Genomic DNA, 18,841 nt, shown 5'->3' with positions numbered 1-18,841 from the left:
CACCTTTGTCTCGTAGTAAGAGACGATGTATCTGTGTATCAACAAAGATTTTTGGTTAAGTTACTAAGAGCATATGGTGGATGCCTAGGCACCAAAAGGCGATGAAGGACGCGGTTACCTGCGATAAGCGTCGGCAAGGCGGAAGCAGCCTCTGACCCGACGATTTCCGAATGGGGCAACCCACTGCGAGTCATGTCGCAGTACTCGTTGATGAATTCATAGTCAACGGTGAGCAAACGAGGAGAAGTGAAACATCTCAGTAACCTCAGGAAGAGAAAACAATAGTGATTTCCTTAGTAGCGGCGAGCGAAATGGAAATAGTCTAAACCTTCTCACACGTTCAAGGCGCTGACCCTTGTGTGAGAGGTGTTGTGGGACTTTCAGGATGAATCAGTGATAATCCGGAGAGTCAAAAATCAATTTGTTAACTGAAGCTTCTGGAAAGCTGCACCATAGCGGGTGATAGTCCCGTAAGTGAAAACAAATTGACTCTCGAAAGTATCCCAAGTACCACGGAGCAAGTGGAAGTCTGTGGGAATCTGCCAGAACCATCTGGTAAGACTAAATACTCTTTGGTGACCGATAGTGAACAAGTACCGTGAGGGAAAGGTGAAAAGCACCCTTAAGAAGGGAGTGAAATAGTACCTGAAACCATATGCTTACAAACGGTTGGAGCAAATCTCTGCTGCTTGCAGTGGAGAGGAGTGACAGCGTGCCTTTTGCTTAATGAGCCTACGAGTTGCTGGTACGTTGCAAGGTTAAATGTCTAAGACATGTAGCCGTAGCGAAAGCAATCTACCCTTGGTCAGGATGAAGTGGCGGTAAAACGCCATGGAGGTCCGAACTGATGTGGGTTGAAAACCGCTCGGATGAACTGAGGGTAGGAGCGAAAGACCAATCAAACTCGGAGATAGCTCGTACTCCCCGAAATAGCTTTAGGGCTAGCCTTGTATCATAATATTACGCAGGTAGAGCACTGATTGGGCTAGGGTCGTCACAACGATACCAAACCCAGACAAACTCCGAATTGCGTTAATATGTTCTACAGGAGTCAGGCGACGACGGATAAGCGCCGACGCCGAGAGGGGAATAACCCAGACCGCCAGCTAAGGTCCCTAAATACAGGTTAACAGAGAAAGGATGTTAAGTTGCTCAGACAACTAGGATGTTGGCTCAGAAGCAGCCATTCATTTAAAGAGTGCGTAATAGCTCACTAGTCAAGCGACTTGGCGCCGATAATTCTCGGGACTCAAACCTGATACCGAAGCTGCGGATGTACAGCAATGTACGTGGTAGGGGAGCATTCCATCGACAGCGAAGGTGTTCCTTGAGGAATGCTGGAGTTGATGGAAACGCAGATGTAGGCATAAGTAACGATAAGAAATGCGAAAAACATTTCCACCGAAAATCTAAGGTTTCCTGAGCAACGTTAATCGTCTCAGGGTTAGTCGGGTCCTAAGTCGAGGCCGAAAGGCGTAGACGATGGCAATCAAGTTGAATATTCTTGAACCACTAAGTAATCGTTTGACTATAAGGGGTGACGCAGAAGTGAAGTGGGGCCAGCTGTTGGAATAGCTGGTTTAAGCCTGTAGGCGTGGGAGATTGGCAAATCCGTTTCCCAGTTATCGCTGAGAGGTGAACAGGGTGCCCGTATGGGCCACAACTCCACGTAATCATGCTGCCAAGAAAAACCTCGTATGGGAGATTATTTGGTGCCCGTACCGCAAACCGACACAGGTAGATAGGAAGAATATTCTAAGGTGCTCGAGTGAGCCGTGGTTAAGGAACTCGGCAAATTAGCCCCGTAACTTCGGGATAAGGGGCGCTTCTAGTATGTGGGTGTGTACAACACTTGCAGAAAGGAGCCGCAGTGAAATGGGCCAAGCGACTGTTTAACAAAAACACATGTCTATGCTAAGCCGTGAAGGCGACGTATATAGACTGACACCTGCCCGGTGCCGGGCGACCGAAGCCCCGGTAAACGGCGGCCGTAACTATAACGGTCCTAAGGTAGCGAAATTCCTTGTCGGGTAAGTTCCGACCTGCACGAATGGTGTAACGATTTGGTCACTGTCTCAACCACGGGCTCGGTGAAATTGTGGTACCGGTGAAGACGCCGGTTACCCGCACATGGACGGAAAGACCCCGTGCACCTTTACTGCACCCTAGCATTGGGTTCGGTCAAAGCATGTGTAGCATAGGTGGGAGACTGTGAAGCCGGGGCGCTAGCTTCGGTGGAGTCGTCAGTGAAATACCACCCTTGTTCTGATTGAATTCTAACCTATCGCCATGAATCTGGCGAGGGAACAGTGTTAGGCGGGTAGTTTGACTGGGGCGGTCGCCTCCTAAATTGTAACGGAGGCTCTCAAAGGTTCCCTCAGCATGGTTGGTAATCATGCGTCGAGTGTAAAAGCATAAGGGAGCTTAACTGCGAGACCTACAAGTCGAGCAGATGCGAAAGCAGGATTTAGTGATCCGTTGGCTTCGAGTGGAAGAGCCAACGCTCAAAGGATAAAAGGTACGCCGGGGATAACAGGCTGATCTTGCCCAAGAGTTCATATCGACGGCAAGGTTTGGCACCTCGATGTCGGTTCATCGCATCCTGGGGCTGGAGAAGGTCCCAAGGGTTTGGCTGTTCGCCAATTAAAGCGGTACGTGAACTGGGTTCAGAACGTCGTGAGACAGTTCGGTCCCTATCCTGTGCGGGCGTAGGAAACTTGATGGGTGTCGCTCCTAGTACGAGAGGACCAGAGTGAACGGACCGACGGTGAATGAGTTGTCACGCCAGTGGCATTGCTCAGTAGCCATGTCCGGATGGGATAAGCACTGAAAGCATCTAAGTGCGAAACCCGCCCAAAGATGAGGTTTCCCTGACGCTTCGGCGTCATAAGACCCCAAGGAGATGACTTGGTTGATAGGCCGTAGATAGAATCATAGTAATATGTTTAGTCGAGCGGTACTAATAGGTCGATAGGCTTAATCTTAATTTTTGTTGATCCATCGATAACATCATCTCGAAGATAAAGGTCATCATTAGAATGACGTAACAGAGTTTAGCTTTATGCATTTTTCCCAATTGAGTTTTTCTGGTATCTATGTCGAGGGTGTTACACCTCTTCCCATTCCGAACAGAGAAGTTAAGCCCCCCTGAGCCGATGGTACTATGTGGGTAACTGCATGGGAGAGTAGGTCGATGCCAGATTTATTTTAGAGTCCCGTTATAAAGAAATTTATAACGGGACTTTTTGTTTTGTGGGAGAATCCCGACTTTATCGGGATGCATAGGTCGATGAAAGCTTGCCTGCAGCAGCTCCAATGGAATGAAGGCGGGATTTATTATATCAATATCCTGCATTCAAAATCCGAGTGCAGGATGTTTTTTTATAAGTGGAGATTCCACCTTGATCTAGATTCGTATACTTTAACCATACATTAATCGATATCAATACCTTTTATACATCCATTCTTGAACAATCCAGAACAGAATTCTTCTATCTGAACTACTCTATATGTAGTCGAATTGTATTCAGCAGCCAAAATAACAATCTGAGGGGTTCAAACTTATATGATAATGACGTTTGCAGAAGAGTTGGTCTAATTGGATCGAATGGTACTCGATATCGATTGATATTTCGTTTCAGTTCATTTTCAAGAAAAGATGAGGGAGTGAAATTATACCTGTGTGTCCTATGAAATACCATGACGGAATCAATATTACGCAGCTGAGAACGCATATATTCTTTGAGTATCTCTTTTCGTAAATCGGGATATAATAGTAGAAGCTCCGTTAGTGGAACATTTTTTTGTGGAGACATAAAAGTATTGATGCTACTCAGAAAAGTATCATTGCATGGATCCAATGGTGAAGACCAAGGAGGATAGTGCTTCTGAGTGCTATTTTTTATCAATTCATTCTTCAATGTATCATGAAGATTATTATGTGTTAGGGATAAGTTTTGTGCGAGTCCTTCGTGGGAATAAATTGATAATACAAAGGAACATACAATACGTATGTCGATGAAATGAGAAAAGTACCAATGCGAAGTTGGTAAAGTCATCAATCAAATGTTAATGTAAAGTTAGGAAGCGTTTTATCCTTTTTGACGCATATCTCATTTTGCAAGTTCCTTGATATGTCGAACACAGTCGCAGATCCCAATGATTCTCGCAATTTATTCTCCATGATACAGTTATTCCCTTGCTCTCCCTAACATCTTTCCGTAACTTTACTTTACTATGACAAAGAAAAATCTCAAAGGTCTTAACCTTATCGAGCTTCAAGCGTTTGTCGAAGAACTTGGTGAAAAGAAATATCGCGCAGTACAGTTGTACAGCTGGCTGTATGCTAAAGCAGCCCAGAGTTTCGATGAAATGACCGACATCTCAAAAGAGTTTCGTACGGTTCTATCTCAAATCTCATATATCTCTAATCTTCAATTGCGAGTTCAAAGCATCTCTACTGATAGCACAACAAAATATCTCTTCAAGTTGAATGATGATTTAGCGATCGAAAGTGTTTTAATACCCGCAACAAAAAAATCGTCAGAGGAAGAGAAGCGGCTCACGCTCTGCGTTTCCACGCAAGTTGGATGCCCGCTAGACTGCAAGTTCTGTGCAACCGGAGCGATGGGTTTTACACGAAATCTCACAGCGGGGGAGATTGTCGATCAGGTGATTCAGGTTCAGCGCACCACTCAGAAACGAATTACTAATCTTGTCTATATGGGCATGGGCGAACCGATGCTCAATTATGATAACGTGATGAAGTCCATTGACATCATAAACGATGACCGTGGATTGAATATTGGTGCGCGGCACATAACCATTTCCACTGCCGGTTATGCCGATAAGATTCGCCAGCTTGCAGATGAAGAACGTCCTGTAAAACTTGCGCTCTCACTTCACTCGCTGGATAACGACAAGCGTACGAAGCTTATGCCGATTACAAAGAAATTCTCTGTAGATGAATTGATGAAAGCGCTGGAGTACTATTATCATAAAACACGCCGCCGCCCTACTTTTGAATATATCCTTTTTGACGGTTTCAATGATACGGCAGCAGATATCAAGTTGTTTGTGAAATTGAGCAGGAGAATTCCCTGTAAAGTCAATCTTATTCCATTCCATTCCATTTCGTTTATGCATCCTTCCGGTATGGGAGCTTCGCTCAAGCCGGCACCAGCTCAGCGTATTGAAGCATTTGCCGATGCACTGCGCAAATCCGATATTACCGTGATGGTGCGCGGCAGCTCCGGTCAGGATATCAACGCTGCATGTGGACAGCTTGCTGTGATTGAATCAAAGAATAAACCAAAAACCCCAGAAGGTTTGTTATAGATGAAACGATTTTCCATTCCATTGTTTCTCATACTTGGTCTAGTTCAATGGTCTTTTTCTCAAAGTGAATTTCTTCTCCGTGGTCGTAGCGGTTACGGCGGTGGAATTGGTTTGAGCACAAATCGTGAAGAAAATGGATTGAATCTCTATGCTGGGTTCTCATTTCGCGGATTTATTAATGCGAATCTGACATATTCGAAAACAAATGGTGACAGGCTTCAAAACGGAATTCTCTCGCCGAGCATTACTTTTTATCCTATCAAGCAGGAAGATGTCCAAGGTGCACCAACCATTGGGCTATCCCTTGCCTATAGCGGTTACACGATGACGACAACGACCACCAATGCTGTTCCCGATTCAGGTGCACTGACATATCACCTTCAATCGATCATCAATAATATGAAAATTAATGCAATCACAGCGGGAGCGACTATCCAGCGCAGGATTGGATATTGGAAGGTTCTTTTTTTCCAACCATCCCTTGGGGCATCCATGTTAATGGCGGATTCCGGATGGAAATTCACACTTCGCGGAAGTGTATCAATAGGAACGCGTGTCGTGCACGGGCCATTAATAATTCTCACACCAAGCATCGAACGTCAATCGGGATTGACAACATTGATGCTCACCTTCGGTGCTGTTTTCTAAGAACAAATGCAACTGTACATTCTTTGTAATTTTCTTAATCTAAACATTTTCACGTATATTTATTGCACATTCATGTACCTATCATAAATTAAAAAAGAATAAAGAACGAACTCATGAAGATCATTCTCTTTGGACCTCCGGGCGTGGGCAAAGGTACCCAAGCCAAATTACTTGTTGAAGAATTTCACTCAGCACATATCTCTACCGGTGATTTACTGCGTGAAGCGGTGAAGAACAAAACTGCTCTTGGAGTAAAAGCGAAATCTTTTATGGATGCCGGCAATCTTGTTCCCGACGATGTTGTCATCGGATTAATAGAAGAAACGCTTACGTCTGATGAAGCGAGAGATAACTTCATCCTGGATGGTTTTCCTCGAACGCTTCTGCAAGCACGCGCCCTTGATGTGCTTTTCGAAAAAATCGGAATTAAACTTGACTCTGTAATCAGTCTTGAAGTGAACAATGAAGAAATAATAAACCGCCTTGATCAACGGCGGCTTTGCCGTGGCTGCGGCCGCATTTATACAATTGCCCGCATCGGCGCCGATCTCAAAAAGTGCCCGTCATGCGGTGGTGAACTCTATCAGCGGGATGATGATAAACCGGAACCAGTTCGCAGGCGCCTTGAAGTCTATCAGCAACAGACGAAACCGCTCATCGAATATTATCGCGAAACCGACCGGCTTGTTCCGATTAATGGTATGGACGAGATCGGCTATGTACACAAACTGATCCTCGATGCGCTGTATAAAAACAGAACCAGATGAGACCATTTCAGCCCAAACCATTGCCGGGTGCGCCACCGTATGTTATTGCGCACCGCGGTATTTCGGCAAAGGCACCGGAAAACACTCTCGCTTCTTTTGAACAAGCTGCCGGTGTCCCCGGTATTGATATGATTGAATTAGATGTCCGCCTGACAAAGGAGGAAGAAGTTATCGTTCTGCATGACCGGACGCTTCAACGCACGTCCACGGGCAACGGTCCTGTACGCAACTATTCATTGGAAGAAATTCGCAAGCTTGATGCCGGCTCGTGGTTCCATCCGATGTTTGCCGAACAACGAATTCCGACACTTGCAGAAGTATTTCAGCACGTAGGAAGCCGGCTTTGGGTAGATGTAGAAATCAAATCAGATTTGCTGTATAGGGAACCATCCGGATTGTTGGAAAAAAAAGTGCTTGATGTGGTTCATCAATGCGGGATGGATGACCGCGTGATGTTTTCCTCTTTTAATCATCAACTTTTATCAAATATAAAGCGAATGAAATCTTCAGCAGTGACGGGCGTGCTCTTTGATTTTTTGCATGACTTTGGCCGCTCGCCATCGAAACTTGCTGAACGCGTTGGGGCAAAAGTATTTAAATGCGCCACGCGTGAATTAAACCGCCACATGTTAAATGACGCTCATACGCATGGCATCGCGGTATATGTCTATACACTCAATTCAGTACAAGGCGCGCAGCGAATGCTAACATGCCGCGTTGATGGCATTTTATCCAACAATGCAGATGATATAGTCAGCGTAGTGAAAAATGACAATGGCAAGCGATGATTCTTTTTGTTGAAGCATAAGTAGGAGTTTGTTATATTCTTCTCGTGTTCCAGTTGATTTAGTGCTTTCTTCCATCATGAGTCGGGAATTTCAACCATCGTGAAACGCATATCGCCTGTTCTTCTTCTCGCCATCTTCCTTTTGCTTGCATGTGATGTCGGCGATCGCCCATCGACCGACCCTACTGAAATGTATGAAAAATCGGTAGCGCTTATCAGTGAACAATCATTCAAACAAGCAAAGCCGATGTTAGAGGATGCCATTCGATCGTTTCGTGATCTCAAGAAGAATGACCAACTCATAGAAGCCCTTACATTCCTTATCCAAACCGATTTGAATTTAGGAGAATTCCGTGCCGCATTTTCTGCAGCGGAACAAGCCGCAGCGCTCATGCGCAAGGAAGGGGATGTGCACGGTGAAGTTCGACTTGCACTTCTCGAAGGTGACCTCTATGCTGCAATGCATATGAATGATCGAGCTATTGCCCATTATCGTGTCGCCGTTGCCTCTGCGACTGCGTTTGATGACAGGAACGCCAGAGCCGAGTCAGAACTAAAACTTGCTTCGATCTTGAAAACAAGCGATGATCTGAATGAAGCACTGAATGCGTATAAAAGTGTACTAACGCTCTCACAGGCAAGCGGCGATCGTCAGCATCTTGCCGCTGCACTGGGTGGCATCGGATGTATTTACCGAATGCAGCAGCGAAACGAGGAAGCGGCAAACTCGCTTACACAAGCGGTCTCATCAATCAGTCAAACAAGCAATCCATTGCTTATTGCCCGGCTGCAGGCGGAACTCGGCCTTCTTCATACTGCGCAAAACAGTATCAACAGTGCGCTCCGCGATTTCCGAGATGCTATTAATGTACTTCGCCGCGCGCGCGCTGGTAAAGATGTTCAAACGGTTCTCCTTTTCCAACTTGGACATCTTTATGAACAGAGCAGTAACCTGTCAGAAGCAAAACGTTATTATCGTGAGGCGTTGGAACTTGCGCGTTCACAGGGTGATCGTATAGCAGAAAATTACCTCTCTCTCTTCTTAGTTCGCTGTGATTTCAACACTCTGCCGCCGGATCAGCGCGCACAGAATGGGGAGAAACTGAGACGGTCGTACGAACAACTTGCAAAGAAATTTCTGGAATGCGGTCACATCGCCGGCGAAGGATTTCTGTACATTCAGCTTGGAAAAGAATATGAACGCGCAGGAGAATTCGTGAAAGCCCTCGATTATTTCTTGAAGGCAGTGACGCTTGATCAAAATGCACTGGCGGAATATTCCAATGAAGAATTGCATATGCCGTACCAGAATGCTCTTGGCATGCTGCCATCGCATCAGGATTGGTATGGATGTTTAGGCGCCTTACTTATTAAATTACAGCGCCAAAACGAAGCGTTGAAGATTGTTGAGTACGCACGGACGAAACAACTTGCAGGCACATTTCAGAATCTTACTATTTCACTGCGCTCTACACAGGTGAAAGTACGAACAAGGAATGTGCATGAGCAACTTCATAAGGCAAGAATGCTTGAAGCTGAATATACTGCACGGCTTGCCAGCACAAAACATTCGTCAGACAGTAATGATTTGAATGCACTGCATGCTGAACTTGGTTCGGCAAAACAAACTCTCAGAAAAGAATCGCGGCAAGTTATTGACGAGCATGCAAACTACGAAACGCTGGTTCTGCCGAGTCCTATAGATGCGAGGATATTGCAGGCGAGCATCCCGCGCGGCACGCTGGCAATTGAATTTCTGTCTACAGATGATCTACTCTATATCTTTGCTGTCACGCGGTCACAGCTCATTGTCCGTACCTCGGTCATTCGCCACGACGATCTTTTACAGATGATGACGGAATACCGGCAGCTTCTTCAAGATCCAAATGTGTATTCCGGTGAAGCTGGAGAAGCGAGCATGCCTTCCATGACACGCTTCGCAAGACTATCTACTCAGATGTATGATATTCTCCTTCGTCCGGTGGACGATCTCTTCGAAAAGAATCTTATCATTGTTGTTAATAGTGAGATGGATGGTTTTCCATTTCATGCGATAGAACGGCAGGATACAAAAGGAAATGTAAAATATGTTATTGAATTAACGAGCGTAGATTATGTGCCGTCACTTGCTTCGTTGCGCTATCGTGCTACTTCCTCGGTTCGCTTGCAGGATATTGTAGCATTCGGTAATCCGACAGGTAAAAACTGGTCGGTGGATTACGAATTGCGTGACATCCGCAGCTTTTTCAAAGGTGCAAGAGTGATGGTGGGATTAGAAACATCGTGGGATAATTTGAAATCCATTAAAGCCGACATCTTGCAAATTTCAACTGAATTCAGCCAGCAAAGCGCAGAATTTCCGCTTGGCAATTTTATTCTCTCAAGTGGCTTGATGGTGGAGCAATCTACGGCCGTTCCGTTTGAAAAGCTCGGCGAACTTGAAGCAATTCCTGTGATAGCACTCTCAAATCAATATGGTCAAGGCATTGGACTCTCTGCCGACCATGCGCTCTTGCTTCGTTTGAATGGAACACCTGATGTTTTTTTAAATGCATGGTCAGCAGATAGGAAATCGGCAAAATTTTTCAGTGAATATTTCTTCACACATCTTGCCAACGGTCTCGCTCCCGGCGATGCGTACCGGCAAGCGCTCCTCAATCTTATTCGCACACGTGAAGTCAGCCATCCGCGTTCGTGGGGACAATTCTTCCACTTCGGAGTAGGGTAGGAACTTATATGCGACACTCCATTGACAGTTTATCCACCCTATGGTTCAAAAATAAAGTTCCATGCATTTCACTCGAAATTCAAAAGATGATGCACTCGTTTCGATGAGAAGAGTGAAAAAGATGACAAGAATAAATGCCAAGCGTAAGGTTTAAAAAGTGGAATGGGGAGAAACTTCCTGCCAGAGAACCGGTTCAAAAGACAATTGACAGCATCTATTTTCTTTGCACTCGCACACTGCCTAAACCAGATTCCATTCGAATAGTCAATCGTTTGGATGCGTCTTGAAAATCGCTCGTTTCATACACACCGCTTCGCGTTTTTTCAAAATCATCATCAAGCTTGAAACTCGAAAGCCAGTTGTCATCATACACTAACTTGGCGGCAATAGTAGTGGGGACATAGACATTGATAGAGCCGAGCCCAACTTCAATCTGCACTTCGGCGCTTTGTCTCAGTTTACCGTCGAAATCAAGTTTATAGGAACCTACACCGCCGCTAAATTTCAGATTGCGGAAATTCAAATTGCTAAGATTTGTTGCCGTGAATTTACTCACACCCGATTCAATGGAGATATCGTCTGCGGAAATCGGATTTGGCTTGCTGCATTTCATTGTCACACTACTGGCGCCTGTCGATATTTTTACGTCTTTCACCTGCAAGTCGGTTAAGTCGATATCGCCATTTCCTGCTCCAAGTTCTAATTCAAAAGAAATCGGAACGGTACTGCCCAATTTAATATCGAGATGGCGATTATGACCGTTCCGGTCGTCATCGTCGCCCCAGAAGTGTGTGGATTCCTTTAGTTTGATATACAACGTGCCGGTTTCGTTAGAGATATCGTAAGAAATGTATAATTTTTGTTTGGCATCTTCTTCTTCACTGTAATCAACGGATGCAATTTTATCGTGTTCGCCTCGTTGAATAGAAATACTTCCGAACGAAACATCAAGAATAACCCGCAGCTCTTTCTCTTTCGTGGGGCTGAATTCACGATGTTTGTTTTCAAGAGTACGAGCAAACGCCGCGATAGTGCAAACAGCGCCAACGAGAAGAAACAACAGAAATTTCATAGAGTTTTTCATGAGATACCCCTATACCTCTTGATATTACGTAGTTACCGCGGAAGAAGTTGCACGGAATCTCAATAATGACGCATTTTGTCGCGGAGTTGTTTATAGAGGAGTTCGCGGGCGCGAAAGATGTGTGCCTTTACTGTTCCAAGCGGAAGTTTCAATGTTTTGGCAATTTCTTGGTATTCTTTTTCGTCTACGTGGCGCATAAGAATTACCTGTCTATACTTTGCCGGCAGCGAATCCATTGCATCGTCTAACATCTTCTTCCGTTGGGTGGCAATAAGTTCTTGATCCGGCTCCGGATCTGTGTCCGGCAGCTCAAACGAATAATCGCTTTCTTCTGATTCAATAGGTTTGTTGATGGAAAACGTCTGAAGTTTTCGTTTCCGGACGTGGTCAATTGCGTTGTTCGTTGCTATTTTATAAAGCCAAGTTGAGAAGGAGTATTCTTCATTGAAACTGGCGAGCGAAGTAAATGCTTTTATGAACGCTTCCTGCGTCAGATCTTCTACTTCCTCGCGGCTGCGTATCATTCGGTTGATGAGTTTGAAGATTGGCGAATAGTATTTGAGCCGGAGTTTACGAAATGCATTCTGCTCGCCAGCAAGCGCTTGCTGGATGAGTGTGGAATCCTCTTTACGCGATTCAAATCGCCTTTGCTCGAGTGCACTCAATGCTTTGGGAGTTGAAATCGGAGAAGGAGGTGGAGTATGTTTCTTGTGTGCTTGAGGCATCCTGAACTATCTGTCACCGCTTCATTTTCTAAATTATTGTAGTGAAAAAAGTTGAGAGGAGCAAGAAAGGTGAAGTTGTGATTAGTCCTCTGATGAGTTTAATGTCTATGACAGAGAGTTAAGAGATTGATCGTCGCCGTACAAAAATTCTATGTCTGATGGAGAGGGCGCAGAAGAGAATTCAATTATTCCATATTTTACAAATGCAGCAAGAATATCTTGCTTGAAGTCTGCCGGCGCGCATATCCAACATGTTTTTTTCCACTTCCATAATGCGATACCCTTAGGAGAATTATGGTCGGAATAATAACTGATGAATTTCGTTTTCAATTTCTCAGTCTCATTGCCGGCTAACAAGAACCAATGGAGCATAGAAACACCTGGCATACATTAATAAGATGACAATTTATTTAAAACCGCTATACCATAGAGTAAATACAAATATTTGTCAAACATATGAATAGTATTATAATAAAATAATTCGTCATCATCTAAAAAATATTGACTTATTGTCAAAGATTTTCATTGTTTTTCAATGGAATTGAAAGCGACAAAACCTTATTGGAACTGTCCAATATGATTCATTTGTTTGCTTAACAAAGCTAATTTAGGTATTTTAAAAGCAGTATGCAGGAATAAAAAAAGAAATACAGAGCAGTACAAAATACAAATCTCAAATCTTAACCATCACAATCAGTAATAAATCACCAGATAATTATTTAACCACTCGCCACAGCATTCATTCCCATGCTCATCACGTTTGAAGGTCTCGATTATTCAGGCAAGTCAACGCAAGTACAACTGCTTGCCGATCGTCTCACAGTGCAGGATCATCGTGTGCTCGTTCTACGCGAGCCGGGCGGCACAGACATAGGCGAAAAAATTCGCAAGATGCTGCTCGATAAAAACAACGATGGTATGACGGAAGCAAGTGAGTTATTTCTCTTCTCTGCAAGCCGCTCACAGTTGATTCAAGAGGTTGTGCGTCCGGCGCTTGAGGCCGGTATGGTGGTCATTTGCGACCGCTATTATGATTCCACGACTGCATATCAAGGCTTTGGCAGAGGCATTCCACTCGAAGTGATCCATGCAATTAACCGATATGCCACTGGCGGATTAGCGCCCGATGTGACGTTCTTTCTTGATATCCCCATACGGGAAATTGAAAAACGCATGCATTCAGCAAAAACAAATAAGGATCGGATGGAATCGAACAACATTGAATTTTACGAACGCGCCAGAAACGGATTCCTTCAAATTGCAAAGACGGAATCCCGGTACTGCGTCATAAATGGATTACAGCCCATCGATGATCTGCATGAACTTATCTGGCAGCATGTGACAAAAGCACTCACCACACAGAAATGATCTTGGAGCGAAGTTGTATGAATCGAACACGATTAAGTTCACGGAACAAAACGCATAGTGCGGTTTTTATTCTTGTTCCTCTTTTGGCGCTGACATTTTTCGGATTCGTCTCAGAAGGCGGCGATGCCGAGTACTATTTGAAAATTTACCGCGGTATTGACACGTACAGCAAAGTGTACAAAGAAATTACTATCAATTATGTTGATTCTCTCGATCCGGAAGAATTCATGCGCGCCGGCATCGACGGAATGCTGAGAACCCTGGATCCATACACAGTGTACATTGGTGAGAAAGAGAACGATGAAATCGATCTCATTACGAATGGTAAATACGGCGGCGTTGGTGTTACCATCGGTCTGCGTGATGGTTATGTGACAGTGATAAATTTACTCGAAGGATTCTCTGCCGCAAAGCAAGGGGTTGAAGTTGGCGATAGAATTATTGAAGTGGAAGGAAAACCAACAAAAGGGATTTCGCTGGAAGCTATTCGCCAGTTTGTACGCGGCGCTCCTGGAACAGAATTGAAAATGAAGATAGAACGAGAAGGCGAAAAGAAACCCATTGACTTTGTATTGATGCGTGAAGAAATTTCCGTGCACAATATTGCTTATGCAGGATATGTTGTGGATGGCATCGGTTATGTTCGGCTCGAAAGATTTTCACGGACAGCAGGAGAAGATTTACGCAACACTATCAAGGATTTGCGGGCAAAGGGAGAATTAAAGGGAATTGTGCTTGATCTTCGCGACAATCCTGGTGGATTACTCGAAAGCGCTGTTGAAGTGGTTTCTAAGTTCGTTCCTGAAAGCAGTCTTGTAGTTACTACGCACGGACGTAAAAGCGATTCAGAACGGAGATATTACTCTTCAGAGACACAGATGCTGAAGGATATTCCGACGGCAGTGCTGGTGAATCGGTTTAGTGCCAGCGCAAGCGAAATTGTCGGAGGTGCCATTCAGGACCTCGACCGAGGTGTTTTGGTAGGTACACGCACGTTTGGAAAAGGATTGGTGCAGACAATCTCCCGGTTATCAGAAAATGCATCACTCAAGATCACAACCGCACGTTACTATACACCGAGCGGGAGGTGCATCCAGGAAGTTGATTATTGGCATCGTGATGGTGACGGCAATGTAACAACCAAGCCCGACAGTCTGAGACGTGAATTCCGCACGGCGCATAACAGGCGCGTGTGGGAGAGCGGAGGTATTCTGCCGGATACAATTGTATCGGATACTGTGCGCAACATGTATCTTGAAGAACTCAATCGTAAGTCTATGTTCTTTAAGTATGCCAATCATTTTGCTGCGGAGAAGAAAGCGATTCCAGACACTTTTGAAGTCACCGATGCAATGATTGAAGACTTTGAAGTGTTCATTAAAGATAAAGGATTCGAGTATCAAGATGAAGGAGAAATGAAACTAAAAGAGCTGCGTACCCTTGCAACGAATGCACGGTACGATCAATCCTTTTTGGACGGTATCAGCAAATTGGAGAAAGAGTTGAAATCTGGAAAAGGTGAGCAGATTCATCGTTATCAAGAGGATATCCGCGATGCGCTCAAAACAGAAATCCTTGCACGGATGAAAGGCGATAAAGCCCGATTTGAATCAATGTTTGCCACCGATAAGCAATTGCAGACCGCAATCAATATTCTCAAGAACAAAAAGACGTACGATAAATTATTAGGATTGAAAGGGAGGTGAGCAAAAGATCGGCTCGTTTTGTTCATTCCCAACCTTCTTGTGCCAGCATCGCATGCAATTCAGCAGGATGATGCCGGCAATAGTATTCGAGTTTGCTTGAATCTTCATGTGCTTTAGTGTACGTCCAACCCTTTGCCATGAGGTTTCGTTCATGTAGTTCATGAAGAAGGACATACGGACGTTCTGCTTCTTCAAGGTCATTGTCAATCCAAACTTCGTTCTGCGGTACAAATTCGTACACGTGATCATGTCCACCTTCTGTAAAGTCAATATCAAAGACACTGCGCACGAGTCTGCCATCGATAATCCAGACGCTTACACCCGATTCGAGTTTCTTCCAAAGTTTTACATGTGCTTTTGTAGGATCGGGGAGATTCCCTCCTTTGGTGATCTTTTCCACATCACCAGCTTTTTTGCGTTCTGCCATCTCTGCTTTATCTGCTTTTACCAATGCGTCATCATAGGGCACACCTTTCTCAACCAAACGATATTCAACGAGCAGGTGATCGATAAAGAATTGCTGCTCGTCTTCTGCGGCTTCTTTATCGAGCCAAAATTCATCTTTTGGAATGCACTTGAAGCCATAATGCTCGCCGTAGTTTGTGAACTCTTCGTCGAGATGCGTTCGTACATAGGTTCCATCAACGACCCAAATAGTAATCTTGCCGCGCTGTCCGATTTTCTTGAGATAGGGGAGCTGTAAAGTATCTTTCATGATTTTTCCTTGGATAAATAATGAATGCTCTGCTTTGACGGAATCATCTGTATCAAATGCCCTAAGGTCTGCAGATGAGATGAAAATTGCTGTCATAAATAGAAAAATGAGACTATACAGTCGGTGAGTTATTTTCATAAGGTTAATCTCATACCTTCCAACTGCCTTCATCGAACTCATTTCTCTTACGGCATTCTCATACATGATGAAATCGACTACCTAAAAATATTTAACGTGTGACGATATCCATACGAAAGAAAAAGACACATTTTATTCGATTACATTTACTACTCCTGTTACTTCCAGCTTGGTTCTGAGTACATCACTTGAGCTCAAAGCCTTTTGCGAAGGTTGGCAGCCCCCAATGGAGAGCTGAATACTTCCCGGTTCGACTACCCGTTGATTCTTATCGTTTATTATAGAAAACTGTTCGGGCTTCAAATTGAATTCAACAATTTTCTTCTCCCCCTTCGTAAGGAAAATACGCTTGAAACCCTGAAGTGTGTGAATGGGTACAGGCACCTTGGCATCGAGTATCTTTGTATACAATTCAATAACCTCATCGCCGTCCATCTTTCCCGTGTTTTCAACTTCAACCGATATGTGTACATTCTCATTTGTTCTGATAGTTGACGGCGCCTTTATATTTGAATACATGAAGGTTGTATAACTCAAGCCGTAACCAAACTCATAGAGAGGAGTACCGTTGAAGTAGCGATATGTTCTACCTTTCATATTGTAATCTTCAAACGGAGGAAGATCAAGGACCGATGCATAGAACGTAAGAGGAAGGCGTCCTGCCGGATTATAGTTACCAAAAATGACGTCTGCTATGGCATTTCCACCTTCTTCACCCGGATACCATGTTTCAAGAATTGCATCGGCATTTTTATCTGCCCATTGTACGGATAACGGACTGCCATTCAACAATACGAGGACAATTGGTTTTCCGGATAATTTAATTCTCTTTAAAATATTATCCTGCACCGCAGGTATGTCAAGCGACGTGCGGTCACCACGATGGAATCCTTCTATATCAATCGGCATTTCTTCTCCTTCAAGCATGGGTGAAATTCCGCCGGCATAAATAATCACGTCTGCTTGTTTCACAGCATCGTCAATCTTTTGTGTATAATTCTCATTATTTTTTGCCCATTGAAATTTGGCAACTGCACCACCTACGTTTTGATAATACTCAATCCTGATTTTGTATTTTTTATCTCTGGATAAATCCATCTTGACTTTACTCAATGTAGGAGCATGGTCTGTCCAGTTTGCATAAAGGAGTGTATCATCAAGATAGACTCGATAACCGTCATCTCCGAGAAAACCGATGAAATACGTGTCCGTGACAGATGGAACAAGCCAGCCCGTCCATCGGACGGAAAATTTCATATTTTCATCCGGCAGTGGCGGCTGAGTGATAAAATCAAAGTCAACCAGCTTATCAATCCGTGTGAGAAAAGGAGCACCTTCCAAATTCATATTATCAAAATATTCAGCTATTAAACCTTTTTCGTTTTCGTGTCCGGTAAGGAAAACATCTTCTGGAATTGCCGTTAGAATGGGAGACTGGTCAGCAATGTTGGAACCGGGTTCGTATATAATTTTTGTTGATGCAGGTGCACGGTTCTTTATTCCATCCAGCAGTGTCACCGGCTTCGATGAAACTCCGTTGTAATTGCCGTACAACACTTCGATCACATTTGCATTCGGGCCGATGACGGCAATCGTTTTTGTGTCTTTCTTTAATGGCAGAAAATTATTCTCATTTTTTAGAAGCACAATTGATTCGCGCGCTGCCTTCAATGCGAGTTCACGATGTTCCGGCGTATCGTTTTCAGAAATTGGTATCTGCGCATATCGAACCGTTTCAGGAGGATCGAACATGCCAAGCTTGTAACGCGCAGTAAAAAGCCGTTTGACAGAAATATCGATGTCCGTCTCTTTCAACAAACCTTTCTGTACTGCGTTTTTTAAATACTTATAAGTATCACCGCATTCGAGATCGCAACCCGCCAGGACAGCCAGAGCGGAAGCCTCTTCCGGTGTGCTGACAAATTTATGATTCCCATAAATATCATAAATAGCACCGCAATCCGAGACAACATATCCTTTGAAATTCCATTTCTCACGCAACACTTTTTTCAACAACAACTCACTCGCACAACACGGAGTGGCGAGATAACGTTGATATGCACCCATAACGGAGAACGCACCCCCCTCAGTAATGCATGCTTTGAAGGCAGGCGTGTACGTTTCAGCGAAGTCGCGATAATCCGTCACGGCATCGAAATGATGGCGTTCTGATTCAGGCCCGCTGTGGACAGCATAATGTTTTGGCGTGGAGACGACTTTTAAATATTTTGGATCACTGCCTTGCATACCTTTTACAAATGCAACACCCATACGGGAAGTGAGGTACGGATCTTCACCATATGTTTCCTGTCCTCTTCCCCACCGCGGATCGCGAAATATATTCACATTGGGAGACCAGACAGTTAATCCTTTGAAAATGCCATGATCTCCTTTCTTCTGATAATCATTGAATTTTGCCCTGAACTCTGTCGATATAACATCACCGACACGGTTGACTAAGCTGTCGTCCCATGTAGCAGCGAGCCCGATTGATTGTGGAAAAACTGTCGCAATGCCTGAGATAGCAACACCGTGAAGGCCTTCGCTCCACCAGTTATAATCCGGAATGCCTAACCTGCTAATCGAATCGGCGGCATTCATCATCTGACTGATTTTTTCGTCAAGTGTCATTCGAGATACCAAGTCGTTGACACGAACTTCGATGGGAAGAGCAGGATTCTGGTACGGCGCCGACTTCGTTCTTCCATCCGGAGGATTGGATAAAAGATTTGCAGCGAGTGTAAGATTGATGAAGATTGTGAGCTTCATGATTTTCATATTGAAACCTTTCTGATTCTTTGAAGAATTCAGTTGCTTACAATACATCATATCATTCTT

12 protein-coding genes and 2 rRNA genes are annotated in these 18,841 nt (G+C 44.3%); 9 read left to right on the top strand and 5 right to left on the bottom strand.

Features of this window, described 5'->3' with window-relative positions; translation table 11 throughout:
- Window positions 1-53 precede the first annotated feature (53 nt).
- From NTX44_04245 to NTX44_04215, 7 genes are all read left to right on the top strand, one after another.
- Window positions 54-2,984 (top strand): 23S ribosomal RNA (locus NTX44_04245).
- Between the two features lie 101 nt (window positions 2,985-3,085).
- Window positions 3,086-3,202, top strand: a 5S ribosomal RNA gene (gene rrf, locus NTX44_04240).
- 1,034 nt (window positions 3,203-4,236) lie between these two features.
- On the top strand, window positions 4,237-5,337 hold the full coding sequence (gene rlmN / locus NTX44_04235; protein ID MCX6120809.1) for a 23S rRNA (adenine(2503)-C(2))-methyltransferase RlmN: 1,101 nt from the start codon (window positions 4,237-4,239) through the stop codon (window positions 5,335-5,337).
- The gene (locus NTX44_04230) at window positions 5,338-5,985 is read left to right on the top strand and encodes a hypothetical protein (protein ID MCX6120808.1); all 648 of its coding nucleotides are present in this window, start codon (window positions 5,338-5,340) and stop codon (window positions 5,983-5,985) included. It begins immediately after the preceding gene.
- Between the two features lie 113 nt (window positions 5,986-6,098).
- Window positions 6,099-6,752: an adenylate kinase gene (locus NTX44_04225; protein ID MCX6120807.1), complete on the top strand. Its 654-nt coding sequence runs from the start codon at window positions 6,099-6,101 to the stop codon at window positions 6,750-6,752.
- Window positions 6,749-7,540, top strand: a complete 792-nt coding sequence (locus tag NTX44_04220; protein MCX6120806.1) for a glycerophosphodiester phosphodiesterase family protein — start codon at window positions 6,749-6,751, stop codon at window positions 7,538-7,540. Before NTX44_04225 ends, NTX44_04220 begins: the two co-directional genes overlap by 4 nt.
- 99 nt (window positions 7,541-7,639) lie before the next feature.
- Window positions 7,640-10,267, top strand: coding sequence for a tetratricopeptide repeat protein (locus NTX44_04215; protein MCX6120805.1), 2,628 nt, complete (start codon window positions 7,640-7,642; stop codon window positions 10,265-10,267).
- Between the two features lie 214 nt (window positions 10,268-10,481).
- On the opposite strand, the gene NTX44_04210 is transcribed toward NTX44_04215, so the two are convergent.
- The 3 genes from NTX44_04210 to NTX44_04200 form a co-directional block, all read right to left on the bottom strand.
- Window positions 10,482-11,351, bottom strand: a complete 870-nt coding sequence (locus NTX44_04210; GenBank protein ID MCX6120804.1) for a LiaF-related protein — start codon at window positions 11,349-11,351, stop codon at window positions 10,482-10,484.
- A gap of 59 nt (window positions 11,352-11,410) precedes the next feature.
- Window positions 11,411-12,076, bottom strand: a complete 666-nt coding sequence (locus tag NTX44_04205) for a sigma-70 family RNA polymerase sigma factor (GenBank protein MCX6120803.1) — start codon at window positions 12,074-12,076, stop codon at window positions 11,411-11,413.
- Between the two features lie 105 nt (window positions 12,077-12,181).
- A complete protein-coding gene (locus NTX44_04200; protein MCX6120802.1) occupies window positions 12,182-12,448 on the bottom strand; it encodes a hypothetical protein in 267 nt (88 codons plus the stop codon).
- A 375-nt stretch (window positions 12,449-12,823) separates the two neighbouring features.
- Between NTX44_04200 and tmk the strand changes: the two genes are divergently transcribed.
- Complete coding sequence (gene tmk, locus NTX44_04195; GenBank protein MCX6120801.1) at window positions 12,824-13,444, top strand: dTMP kinase; 621 nt, start codon at window positions 12,824-12,826, stop codon at window positions 13,442-13,444.
- Window positions 13,445-13,461: 17 nt separating this feature from the next.
- The gene (locus NTX44_04190; GenBank protein ID MCX6120800.1) at window positions 13,462-15,150 is read left to right on the top strand and encodes a S41 family peptidase; all 1,689 of its coding nucleotides are present in this window, start codon (window positions 13,462-13,464) and stop codon (window positions 15,148-15,150) included.
- Window positions 15,151-15,172: 22 nt separating this feature from the next.
- Here NTX44_04190 and NTX44_04185 read toward each other — a convergent pair whose 3' ends face one another.
- Together NTX44_04185 and NTX44_04180 are read right to left on the bottom strand one after the other, a co-directional pair.
- A complete protein-coding gene (locus NTX44_04185; protein MCX6120799.1) occupies window positions 15,173-15,865 on the bottom strand; it encodes a hypothetical protein in 693 nt (230 codons plus the stop codon).
- Window positions 15,866-16,135: 270 nt separating this feature from the next.
- Window positions 16,136-18,781: a glycoside hydrolase family 3 C-terminal domain-containing protein gene (locus NTX44_04180; protein MCX6120798.1), complete on the bottom strand. Its 2,646-nt coding sequence runs from the start codon at window positions 18,779-18,781 to the stop codon at window positions 16,136-16,138.
- Between the last annotated feature and the right edge of the window lie 60 nt (window positions 18,782-18,841).

The organism is Ignavibacteriales bacterium (assembly GCA_026390575.1).
Taxonomy (GTDB): Bacteria; Bacteroidota; Ignavibacteria; order UBA10030; family UBA10030; genus Fen-1298.
This window is presented reverse-complemented; position numbering and strand designations above follow the sequence as displayed.